The organism is Acinetobacter sp. P1(2023) (assembly GCF_028367635.1).
Taxonomy (GTDB): domain Bacteria; phylum Pseudomonadota; class Gammaproteobacteria; order Pseudomonadales; family Moraxellaceae; genus Acinetobacter; species Acinetobacter pittii_E.
Map to the genome: position 1 here is coordinate 24,869 of NZ_JAQNDD010000007.1, position 12,526 is coordinate 37,394.

Annotated in this window: 9 protein-coding genes; 3 read left to right on the forward strand and 6 right to left on the reverse strand. The window is 39.9% G+C overall.

What is annotated here, in order from left to right:
• Positions 1-132: 132 nt before the first annotated feature.
• The 5 genes from ligA to POD11_RS11760 form a co-directional block, all read right to left on the reverse strand.
• Complete coding sequence (ligA, locus tag POD11_RS11740) at positions 133-2,172, reverse strand: NAD-dependent DNA ligase LigA (RefSeq protein WP_238515678.1); 2,040 nt, start codon at positions 2,170-2,172, stop codon at positions 133-135.
• Positions 2,173-2,266: 94 nt separating this feature from the next.
• Positions 2,267-3,313 carry a cell division protein ZipA C-terminal FtsZ-binding domain-containing protein gene (locus tag POD11_RS11745; RefSeq protein WP_239967494.1) on the reverse strand — a complete coding sequence of 349 codons (1,047 nt, stop codon included), beginning with the start codon at positions 3,311-3,313 and terminating at the stop codon, positions 2,267-2,269.
• 1 nt (position 3,314) lies between these two features.
• Positions 3,315-6,764 carry a chromosome segregation protein SMC gene (smc, locus tag POD11_RS11750; protein WP_262457268.1) on the reverse strand — a complete coding sequence of 1,150 codons (3,450 nt, stop codon included), beginning with the start codon at positions 6,762-6,764 and terminating at the stop codon, positions 3,315-3,317.
• A 10-nt stretch (positions 6,765-6,774) separates the two neighbouring features.
• Complete coding sequence (locus POD11_RS11755; protein WP_016142060.1) at positions 6,775-7,470, reverse strand: GntR family transcriptional regulator; 696 nt, start codon at positions 7,468-7,470, stop codon at positions 6,775-6,777.
• Between the two features lie 258 nt (positions 7,471-7,728).
• Complete coding sequence (locus POD11_RS11760) at positions 7,729-8,532, reverse strand: sulfite exporter TauE/SafE family protein (RefSeq protein ID WP_262457269.1); 804 nt, start codon at positions 8,530-8,532, stop codon at positions 7,729-7,731.
• Positions 8,533-8,562: 30 nt separating this feature from the next.
• On the opposite strand from POD11_RS11760, the gene POD11_RS11765 reads away from it, so the two are divergent.
• On the forward strand, positions 8,563-9,315 hold the full coding sequence (locus POD11_RS11765) for a biotin--[acetyl-CoA-carboxylase] ligase (RefSeq protein ID WP_262457270.1): 753 nt from the start codon (positions 8,563-8,565) through the stop codon (positions 9,313-9,315).
• Between the two features lie 15 nt (positions 9,316-9,330).
• A complete protein-coding gene (locus POD11_RS11770) occupies positions 9,331-10,065 on the forward strand; it encodes a pantothenate kinase (protein WP_262457271.1) in 735 nt (244 codons plus the stop codon).
• Between the two features lie 48 nt (positions 10,066-10,113).
• Here POD11_RS11770 and ffh read toward each other — a convergent pair whose 3' ends face one another.
• Positions 10,114-11,526: a signal recognition particle protein gene (gene ffh / locus POD11_RS11775; protein WP_016142064.1), complete on the reverse strand. Its 1,413-nt coding sequence runs from the start codon at positions 11,524-11,526 to the stop codon at positions 10,114-10,116.
• A gap of 140 nt (positions 11,527-11,666) precedes the next feature.
• On the opposite strand from ffh, the gene POD11_RS11780 reads away from it, so the two are divergent.
• Positions 11,667-12,476, forward strand: coding sequence for a cytochrome C assembly family protein (locus POD11_RS11780; protein WP_262457272.1), 810 nt, complete (start codon positions 11,667-11,669; stop codon positions 12,474-12,476).
• Positions 12,477-12,526: the final 50 nt, after the last annotated feature.

Genomic DNA, 12,526 nt, shown 5'->3' on the forward strand with positions numbered 1-12,526 from the left:
TAAGTTATTTAAATTTTCTCTGCAAAAAGAAACGCTTGTCCGATTTATTAGTTCAGACAAGCGTTAAAATAAAGCATAAACCATCAATTTATAAATTTGTAACTAAAATCAATGGTTCTTATTTCGGTAGTTCTATTCGCTTAAAGTCTGCCCATAGCTCGCCATAAGTGATAAGAAATCAGTCTCATTCATAACTGCAATACCAAGTTTTGCTGCTTTTTCTAATTTCGAACCAGCCTTCTCACCAGCAACAACACATTTGGTTTTACTCGATACACTACCGCTTACACGTGCACCTAACGCTTGCAGCATTTGGGTTGCCTGATCACGAGTCATTTGCTCTAAAGTGCCTGTTAATACCCAACTTTCGCCATTTAACGGTTGACGTGTTGGTGCTGTTGGCGCATCCCAATGAATCCCTGCTGCTATTAGGCGATCCAGCACTTCAATGTTGTGTGGTGCCAAGAAAAAGTCAGCAATCCACTCTGCGGTAATATCACCAACATCTGGAGTTTTCTTTAAAGCTTCAACATCAGCAGCTTTAAGCGCTTCCAAAGTTTGGAAAGTATTGGCTAACATTCTAGCTGTTGTTTCACCCACTCCACGAATTCCTAGAGCATAAATAAAACGTGCAAGCGTTGTCTTCTTACTGGCTTCAATGGCATCAATCAGATTTTGTACCGATTTCTCGCCCATTTTTTCAATACCAAGTAAAGTTTCTCGGTGTTCATGCAAATGATAGATATCGGCCACATCTTTAAGTAAATCGAGATGTAATAAAGACTCTACCCAACGATCACCTAAACCTTCAATATCCATCGCCTTACGTGATACGAAATGGCGAATCGCTTCAATCCGCTGCGCAGCACAATATAGCCCACCAGAACAACGTGCTAAAGCTTCTCCTTCAGGCATCACAACTGGTGAAGCACAAACAGGACAGCTTTCTGGTAAATGTACAATTTCAGCGTCAGGTGAACGAAATTCTGGCCAAACTTTTTCTACTTTAGGAATAACATCGCCTGTACGGTAAACACTGACTGTATCGCCCACACGCACATCAAGACGATGGATTTCACCAATATTGTGTAAGGTTACATTAGAAACCGTAACACCACCCACAAATACAGGGTTTAAACGCGCTACAGGAGTCAAAGTACCTGTCCGCCCGACTTGCCAATCAATCTGATCAACTGTAGTTAATGCAGCTTGTGCAGGGAATTTATAAGCGGTTGCCCAACGTGGCTCACGACTTAAGAAACCAAGTTGTTGCTGCTGTCTTAAGTCATCAACCTTTACAACCATTCCGTCAATTTCAACTTGTAGATCTGGACGTTCTTGCTGAATTTGTTCGTAGCGCTGCTGTACTTCTTGAATTGAATCACACAGATATTGACGTTCCGCAATTTCGAATCCAAGTTTTGTGAGCCATTGTAGGCTGTCATGCATGGTAGTTAAGCCATGATTAGGTTCACATTGAGCGATACCGTAAGCATAAAATGCTAAAGGTCTACCAGCAGCAATATTAGGATCGAGTTGTCTTAAACTACCCGCTGCTGCGTTACGCGGGTTCGCAAATGTTTTATCACCTTTTGCTTCTTGGTCGGCATTGAGTTTTTCAAAGCCAGACTTTGGCATAAGTACTTCGCCGCGTACTTCTAACAAACGTGGAATTTCAAAATGATCTGAATGCAACACTTTAGGCAAATTACGAATCGTTTTAACATTCTGAGTAATGTCTTCTCCGGTTTCGCCATCACCACGTGTAACGCCACGTACTAAGACACCATTTTCATACCAGAGTGAAATCGCAAGACCGTCAAGTTTTAATTCGACTTCATATTGTACTTTTTGATTAGGCAAACGCTCTTCAACACGACGAGCAAATGCGAACAAGTCTTCCTGATTAAAAACATTCCCCAAAGAAAGCATCGGAACTACATGAGTCACACTTTGAAATTTAGAGAGTGCTTGTCCGCCTACTTTGGTTGTTGGTGAATCTGATTGAACAAGGTCAGGATATTGCTCTTCTAAAGCTTTTAACTGGTGAAATAAATGATCATATTCACTGTCCGAGATTGTCGGCTGATCCATGACATAGTAGGCATGGTTATGCTTTGCAATCAGTTGAATAAGCTGACGCATCTGTTCGATCACGGAAGTTGTTGCCATTATGTTATTCACCATAAAAAAGGGTGGAAATTTCTCCACCCTGAGCTGCGACTAGATATGTTGCAATTATCGCAACGAACGTAAAAAATTAAAACTAGGCAGTCGCCTGTGCCGGACGATAATCAATCACATGATGACGCCAGTGCTCTTTCAACTGTGGCGTAAATTCAAGATTATTTTCATCGTAAACTTTGCCATCGATTTCGCGAGCAATTAGACCCGCAATACTCGCCATCATATCAAAACCTGTCACGGCTTTACTGTTTGGAAGCGCAAGGAAAAATGCCAACCCTTGAACTTGTTCGGTAGATAAAGTTTCAAGATCAAACCCAGCTGGTCCATTGTCTGTCATACGCAATACAGAGAACATGAGTACACTCGGCTCATCCGTATTTTCATAACGATGGAAACATGACATTTCGCCGTAACGTAAACCATATTTTAACAGCACTTTAAGGGCTTTATCGCCAGACAAAGCACGACGAGGGTTTGGATACACATTTAACGCAATAATCTGTTCAGCCATCGCTAATGCACTTTCATCATCATAGCGTTGCTGTTCATGTAAATGTACATCCAGAATATTGCTCTCGCCTTCAAACTCAGCAATTTTGGCAGTTTCAATATTCGGGTTTAAACTCAACTCAGGCTCAGCTTTTTCGCTTTCAGCTTCCAGACTCTCTTGTGCTAAAGCTTCAGCTTCCGGTTTCATAGAAACTGCATCGACCAACTCAACTGAACCATTTGTGGTAATAGCAGAGCTTGTTACTTCTTCTTCAGTTTTAATTTCTTCTACAGAAGCATTTTCAACAACTGCTGGGGTTTGTTCAGTTTGAATTGTTTTAGTGGGTTCTACAGACTCAATTTCTGACTGTTTTGTTTCAGGTACTTGTGACGGTGCAGCTCCGCTTAAAGTCGGTTCTACTCGCTCAGCACTCGTCACTGCTACAGATTCAGCTTCAGTTTTTTCAAGCTGATCTCTTACATGCCTAGGTATAACCGGTTGATTACTATCAGGATTAATATGTAAATCACTATCTAATGAGGGTTCAGCATGGTTTGGCTTTTTTAAAATCATTTTTAAGCCAATTAGCATAATTATAATGGCAACAACGATGCCAATAATCGTATTGATTTCCATTCTATGACTCCGAAACTAACCCGTATTCTTTTGCCTGTTCTAAATCGACAGTGACTAATTTTGATGTACCCGGTTCAGGCATGGTCACACCCAACAAATCAGTTGCCATGGTCATCGCCAGCTTATTATGTGTAATGTAAATGAATTGTACATGTTCAGAAAGCTCTTTTACCAAATTACAATATCTCTGAACATTCGCATCGTCGAGTGGTGCGTCCACTTCATCTAATACACAAAACGGTGCCGGATTTAATCTAAATATTGCAAATACCAATGCTAACGCTGTTAAAGCCTTTTCTCCACCGGAAAGTAATGCTAGAGAACTATTTTTTTTACCCGGTGGTCTTGCCATCAGTTTAACACCAGATTGCCAGTCATCTTCAAGACTTAAACTCGCTTCTCCACCATTAAAGACCTTTGGAAACAGATTTTGCAACTCTTGATTAATTTGATCAAAAGTTGTCATAAACAACTTACGGGTTTCCTGATCAATGCTTTTCATCGCATCTTTTAGTTGAGTTACCGTATTTTCCAAATCTTGGATCTGGTGGCTCAGCTCATCAAAACGCTGAGAAACTTCCTCAAACTCTTGTGAAGCAGCAAGGTTAACTGCACCGATTTTTTCGAACTGTTTCTGTACTTTTTCCAGTTTTTGCTGATGCTCGGTTAAATCTATTTGTAAGCCTTTTTGAATCTCGGCATTTAGTTCTTTAAGCTGTTCTTGATAATGTTCACGGTCTGACTTAGCTGCTTGCCATGCTAACCGTTTCTGTTCAAGTTGTTCTCTAAGCTGCTCATCTTTTTGTTGATATTGATGACGCTGATCTGTCAGTATTTGTTGCTTTTCCTGCACACTATTGAGTTCAAGCTGCCACTCATTCCAGTTCTTTTGCAACTTTTCAGTTTGAGCAAATTGCTGCTGAAATTCTGACTCAAGGTTTGGTAACTCTAACTGAATAGGGTCAACAAACTTTTTCGCTTGTTCCATTTGAGCTGCAATTTGCTGATATTGGCTCTGCAAGAACGAGATATCTTTTTCAAGCAACTCAATCTGTTGAGTAGTCTGCGTGCTATTACGGCGTAAAATTTCACGTTCTTGCTGCTGATGTTGTAGAGCTTGTTGCTGTTCTTCTAACTGCTCTGTTAACTCTTCTACCCGAAATTGCAAAGTTTTATAGTCAGGTAAGATGGTTTCGAGCTTGATTGCCAATGCATGCAAATCAATTTCAAGATCGTCTTTTTGCATGGCATCTTCTTCAAGCTGCATGTCTAACTGACCAAGTTGATCTTTCAATTGCTGTTTTTGCAATAAAAATGCTTGTGCTGCGGTTTGTTGTTTAGCAATTTGTACATCCAGCTGTTGCAAGTCTTTTTGTTTTTGTTTCATAACTTGCTGTTTGTGCTGCACATCAGCCTGTAACTGCCCTAACTCATCCTTTTGCTGTACTACAATTTGATCTAATGCTTGTAATTCAGGTTGTTGCTTTTCAAGAGTTTGTTCAATTTCATCTAAACGAATACGATGGCTCAGCATACCTTGTGCACTTTGACTCTCGTCATCATACATAAGGGCAATCACCCAATCCTGCCCAACATGATAGCCATCTAAGGTCAAAATAGATTGACCATGTTCCAGCTGGTTTTGCTCACTCAAAGCATGAGCCAAATCTTGCGCAATCGCTACATTTGAAAATATTGATAGCTGTGGCGAAGCAATCCAGTCATTTAAACAGGCCAAATTCCCCTTAAATTTACTTATTTGCTCGGAAGGTTTTAACTGACGAGCAATTCCTTCCTGAAAGGCTTGTTCAGTTTCAACAATATGCGCCTGCAACCATTTTGCTAAAAACTTCTCAACAATCTGCGCATGCGGTTTACCTTGCTCAGTTAACTGTAGAGCCTGCATTAAACGTAGCGCATCTTGATGTTGCTTTGGACTTTGCTTTGCAACCAGCTGACTTAAATTTTTCTGCTCTGATAATAAAACCTGAATTTCGGTTTTCAGGGTTTGTTGTTGATTTTTACTTAACTGATGTTGCTGTTGAGATTGCTCTAAACTTAGCAATTGTTGCTCAATTTCAGTTTCAAGCGTCGCTATTTCGCCATATAACTGTTGTTGTAATTGCTCAAGCTCACCCTGCTCATCTTCATGAACGTGTGATTGAATTTGGCTTGCTTGATGTTGCAATGTTTCTTTTTGCTGCTCAAGTCGCTGAACATTTTTGCCCAACTGCTCAATTTGAGCTGACATCTGCATTTTTTGCTGCTGTTGTTTTTCAACCTGAGCTTTGATTTGGTCAAACTGTTGTTGTGCTTGTTTTTGCTGAGATTGTAAATTAGCAAAGTTTTGTTCAGCTTCAGTAGCTGTATACTCAATTCCAGTTAAAGCTTCGGTTTGCTCTTCTAGCTGATTATTCAGTGTTTCAAGTTGCAATTCAGAAAGCTGTAAACGTTCTTTAGTTTGAAATTTTTGCTGCTCTAACTGAACGAGAGTCGTACTATTTTGCTGGTATAGACTCTGTTTTTGTTCTAGCGTCATTTTTAGTTCAGACAGCTTCTTTTCAGCTTGTTGCCATTCTTGTTGTAGCGGTGAAGATTGCTGAATAAGTCGCTGAAATAAAGCACTGGTTGATTCTAAATCATGTTCAATTGTACTTAATTCTGAGCGGACTAATTTAAAGGTTTCGCCCAGTTCATTCATTTGAACTGTATATTCTTCTTGTAGGCGTACACTTTTATCTGCCTGAAAAGACAAAATTTCAATTTTTAGGGTACGAATCTGGCTTTCTAACGTTTTATATTGAACTGCCGCTTCTGACTGGCGTTTAAGCGTTTTAAGCTGCGATTTTAACTCAAGCGCAATATCTTCTAAACGTGAAAGGTTTTGCTCGGTATGTTCAAGATGTTGCAAGGTTTCGCGTCGACGCGCTTGATAGCGTGAAACACCTGCCGCCTCTTCAATAAACACACGCATTTCTTCTGGCTTGGCGTCCACTAAACGGTTAATCATGCCTTGTTCAATCACCGCATAAGAACGCGGTCCTAAGCCTGTCCCTAAGAAAATATCGGTAATATCACGACGGCGGCAACGAGTACCATTTAAGAAATATTCGGACTTTCCTTCACGAGTAACCTGACGGCGAACGGCTAATTCATTATAAGCATTATAAGAGCCGCCCAATTTACCATAAGTATTATCAAAGCGTAGCTCAACACTGGCCACACCAATGGGCTTGCGCTTGGATGTTCCTGTAAAAATAACATCTTGCATGCTACCACCACGTAGCTGACGGGCATTTGATTCACCCATCACCCAGCGGATCGCATCGATTACATTGGATTTGCCACAACCATTTGGACCAACCACTGCTGTGCGGTTCGCCTTAAAATTTAAAGTTGTACTATCTGCAAAAGATTTAAAGCCGGAAAGTTTTAAACTGCTTAAACGCATAATGCCCTAACTAGCGGCGTGAGCGTCTTGCCCAGGCCAATTCAATCTGTTTCATTCGTGTCAGCGATTCCAACACAAGGTTACGTAAGTGTCGACAAAAATCTTCCATAAATAAAGCGGCTTGTTGTGATTTTCGGATTAAAATTGCATCAGTCACGAGTTTAAATAATGCAAATGCTTCTTGCAGTTCACGCTTAGAGGTATTTAAGGTCAAAAAATAACTACGACGTAATGAAGGCAACAGCTCTTTATAAAACTTCATTAGATAAGGATTACCGACCATATCTTGCTGTTCAGCTAAATATTGGAAGACGCCATCATAAAATTTTTCGATATCACCTGCTTTAACATGCTCAAGAAGTTGTTCTAACAATAACTGCAATTGATCAGCCTCATGTGCACGCCATGTTTCACTCATACGTTGTACAATATGCCCCAATATCATCATATTTGTATCAAACAGTGCCTTAACTTGTTGTGCAGACATTTCTGAGACAATTGCCCCGCGGCGTGGAAATATCTCAATTAAATGAGTACGCTCTAATAATAATAGTGCTTCACGAACTGACCCTCGGCTGACGTCAAGTTCTTTGGCAATACGAAGCTCTTGAATACGTTCGCCTTCAACCAGTTCGCCACTAATAATCTGTTCGCTAATATATTTGACAATTTGCTCAGAAAGACTTTCTGTCTCTTCGAGATTCATAAATCACCCGCTACTTTTTATATGCATTAATCCATGCTTTTCTTTCGCATCCTTGTTTTTAACTGATCCCATCGATTAAAAACTATGTCATTGTCTGACAATTTCATTGCATTTTAAGCCAACTCATTTAAAAACAATACTAAAATCAGATGAATAAAAGCTTCGAATATTCTTATATTTTATTAATAAAAAAAGCTCAAATTTCTAAAAATTCAAGCCATTACATAATCTTCTTACTGAAATCTAATAAGTTAGTTTCTAGTGCATAATACCTTTATAAACAAAATAACTGCCGACCACGACTAGCAAACAAGCAAAGCATTTTTTTAACATTTGCGGTGATAGTGCATGAGCAACCTTTGCTCCAAGCTTCGCTGTGACAAAACTCATGATACTAATGCCAATAAAAGCATAGATATGTACATAACCAATCGTATTAGGCACTGAAATTTGTTCTTTCGCACCAAACCACATAAATCCAATCGCTCCTGCAACTGCGATTGGTAAACCGCAAGCAGCAGAAGTCGCAACTGCTTTTTGCATTACCACGCCATGACGATTTAAATATGGCACAGTTAAGCTTCCGCCCCCAATTCCAAAAATTGCAGAGGCAATGCCAATGCCGCCACCCGCCATAAATTGCATGAGTGTTGAAGGAAGCTGACGTGTTGGGTCAACAACGACATGTGCTCCTTTAAACATCCGATAAGCCATAAAAACTGCAAAAACACCAATAAGAAGTTGCAAATGCTGACCAGACATCAAGTCGGCAATACCTGCCCCTAAAAATGAGCCGATCACTAACCCAGGCGCTAAATTACGAAAAACAGGCCAAAGTACCGCACCCTTTTTATGATGAGCCGAAACAGAACTAAAAGACGTCACGATAATCGTTGCAAGCGATGTTCCTACTGCAATATGCATGATTACCGCTGGGTCATAGTTTAGCTGGGTAAAAACCACATAGAGGATTGGTACAATAATTAGTCCACCGCCCACCCCAAACAATCCGGCAGTAAAACCAGCAATTGCGCCAATGAGTAAATATATGATTAACTCCATAAATGTTTTACCACTCTGCTCATATTCAACATGGATTTAGAGACTCGCCAACTACAACAACTTTTAAGCGCAAAAAACCAGCTTCCAGAAGTGGTTTTATTAAAAGCAACCACAACTTCGACCAATGATGATATTCGTGAAATTGCCCAAAAAGGCATTACAACAGGCTTGGTTTGCAGTGCTCAACAAACTCAAGGGCGAGGCCAACATCAACGGCAATGGATTTCACCTGAAGGAAATATTTATTTAAGCACATTGGTGCAAACTCGAACACCCTTAGATGGTCGCTTAGCACTTGAAGTTGCTCTAAATATTCTACAAATACCGCAGTTACAACCTTTGAACTTGCAAGTGAAATGGCCAAACGATTTATATAGTACTCAAGGGAAATGGGGTGGAATTTTAGTTGAACCTCTTTCTCAGCATCAGGCTATTGTGGGTGTGGGTATTAATTTAAAAACACCACCAGTGACAGATAGCGATCAACCGATTACCTCTCTAGAAGATTTAGGCTTAAAGCAAATGAGTCGTCTTGAGTTAATTTCAGAGCTTTATGTTGCAATTCAAAATGCTGCTCGCTGGTTTGATCATGGCTGCTACAATTTGGCAGGACGTTTTAACCATCATGCGGCATGGATTAATCAGTTAGTTCAGTTCGAACATAGTCAAGGACTGGTACATGGTCGTTTTGTGGGGATTTCCAATGAAGGTGCGGTAATTATTGAAACACCAGAACCACAGCAGTTTTATCAAGGTCGTTTAAGACCACAGACCACTCAGTAAATAGGTGTTTTCTCCATGAAAAGTTTATGGCTTGATATCGGAAACACTCGTCTAAAATACTGGATTACTGAAAATCAGCAAACTATTGAGCATGCAGCCGAGCTACATTTACAGTCTCCTGCCGATTTATTACTGGGATTAATCCAACACTTTAAGCATCAAGGTTTACATCGTATTGGAATTTCATCGGTACTCGATACTGAAAACAACCAACGTATTCAGCAGATTTTAAAATGGCTTGAAATTCCCGTGATCTTTGCCAAAGTTCACTCGGAATATGCAGGCTTACAATGTGGTTATGAAGTACCAAGCCAACTCGGGATTGATCGCTGGTTACAAGTCTTAGCTGTAGCTCAAGCAGATGAAAATTATTGCATTATTGGTTGTGGTACAGCGCTCACAATTGACCTAACGCAAGGTAAACAACATTTAGGAGGTTACATTCTTCCTAATTTATATTTGCAGCGTGATGCTCTGATTCAAAATACCAAAGGCATTAAAATTCCAGACTCAGCTTTCGATAACCTAAACCCAGGCAATAACACCGTTGATGCAGTACACCACGGTATTTTATTAGGCCTCATTAGTACCATCGAAAATATTATGCAGCAATCTCCCAAAAAGCTGCTGCTGACTGGTGGCGATGCTCCACTTTTTGCCAAGTTCTTACAAAAATTTAATCCTGTTGTAGAAACCGATCTTTTGCTCAAAGGATTACAACAATATATTGCGCATTATCCTAAAGACTAAAATACAGAAAAAATAAAAGGCGCTATATGCGCCTTTTATTTTATGGATTTATTTCTTTTGGTCATTGTTACCAAAGAGTGGTCCCATTCCGCCGCCACCGCCGCCGAATTGCTTTTGCATATTGCCTAAAGAACGCATCATTTTGCTCATACCAGATGGATTCGCAAATTTCTTCATCATTTTAGCCATTTGCGCTTGTTGCTTAATAAGTTTGTTCACTTCAGCAACATCCATACCGCAACCTGCCGCAATACGTTTTTTACGACTTGGGTTCATTAAGTCCGGATTACGGCGCTCTTTAACAGTCATTGACTGGATAATAGCTTCCATCTTCTTGACTTGTTTTTCAGGGTTCGCTTGCTCAATTGCTTGCTGAATTCCTGCACCGCTCATGCCAGGCAACTTATCTAAGAAGCCCATCATGCCACCCATTTTTTTCATTTGCTCAAATTGCATCAGCATATCTTCAAAGTTGAAGCTACCGCCTTTTTGCAATTTTTTCGCCATTTTTTCGGCTTTTTCTTTGTCGATTTTACGTTCAACTTCTTCGACTAAAGAAAGTACGTCACCCATGCCTAAAATACGTTGAGCAACACGGTCCGGGTGGAATGGTTCTAAAGCATCAAGCTTCTCACCCATACCCAAGAACTTGATTGGCTTACCAGTAATGGCACGCACAGAAAGCGCTGCACCACCACGTGCATCACCATCAGTTTTAGTAAGAATTACGCCTGTAAGTGCCAAAGCATCATTGAATGCTTTTGCTGTATTTGCAGCATCCTGACCTGTCATGGCATCAACCACAAACAAGGTTTCAGTCGGCTTAACTGCTGCATGTAATTCTTTAATTTCGTCCATCATGTCTTCATCGACATGTAAACGACCTGCCGTATCGACAATCAACACATCAGCAAACTGGATTTTTGCCTGTTCAATTGCACGATTAACGATATCGATTGGCTTTTCAGAAGGATCTGAAGGAATAAAGCCTGCGCCAACTTCATTTGAAACAGTTTCTAACTGTTTAATTGCTGCCGGACGGTAAACGTCAGCAGAAACAGTCATTACTTTTTTCTTTTGACGTTCTTTTAAGAAACGTGCCAACTTGGCAGCAGTTGTTGTTTTACCTGCACCTTGTAAACCAGCAAGTAATACTACAACAGGAGGTTTCGCACTTAAATCAAGTGTTTCATTCGCCTCACCCATCATCTTGGTGAGTTCGTCATAAACAATTTTTACAAATGCCTGGCCTGGTGATAACTGAGTCATCACTTCTTGGCCCAATGCCTCTTCCTTAACTTTCGCGATAAATTCACGAGTTACAGGTAACGCGACATCGGCTTCAAGAAGTGCCATACGTACTTCACGTAAGGTATCTTTAATATTGTCTTCGGTCAGCTGCCCTGAGCCAGTAACATTTCTTAAACTCTGTGTGAGTCGTTCTGTTAAGGTATCAAACATTGCAAAATCCGCTTAAAATGGCTAGTTGCAAAAAAATCTTTCTCGAAATAGAAAATTTATGCATAGAATGCTATAGGATACTTTAGTTCGCAGCGAATTTATATCTTATATAGATGAATTAATCCTGAAAAAGGTTTGACATGATTAGCCTCTCCTTGGTTTACACAATTTTGGCACTCATCGCATATACCACTTCTTTCTGGTATCTGTTTATTCGTTTAATGTCAAAACGTGAACCAAACCCATGGTTATTTGCATTTGTCGTAACATTGGCACTGCTACTGCACGGTACAGTTTTATGCCATGGCATGCTGACTCCAGCCGGAATTAACTATGATGTTTTTAATTTAGTCTCTTTTACATCATGGCTTATGTTGTTGTTAAGTTTAATTTTTAGTACTTTTCGTCCGATTGTACCGTTAAATTTATTAGGCATTCCTGTAGCGGCCATTGGTCTTATTTTAGGTTTTGCCTTTAGTCGACCAGATCAATTTATTGAGCAACATTCGCTAGGTCTTGATACTCATATTATTCTTTCACTTTCGGCCTATGCAGTTTTACTGATGGCAACCATACATGCGATCTTAATATGGTTCCAAAATCGTGAACTCAAAAAGAAACAAAAAAAACGTTTCTGGGTCAATTTACTCCCGCCGATTCAGGCAATGGAATCTTTACTATTTGATCTGATTATTACTGGTTTCATTTTATTAACTATTGCGCTTGCATTTGGTTTTTTAACAATTGATAGCTTCTTTGCTCAGCATCTCGCTCATAAAACCGTATTTAGTATTATTTCTTGGTTTATCTATGGCTCATTATTGATCGGCCATTACAAACTCGGATGGCGAGGTCAAAAAGCGATTCGCTTTACTTTAATCGGTTTCGTGCTTTTGGCGATTGGATTTATCGGTAGTAAATTTGTACTCGAGATGATCTTGGGTCGCTAGATAAATTAAAATTTAATCGATACTAGACAGCGTTATACATATACCGTATA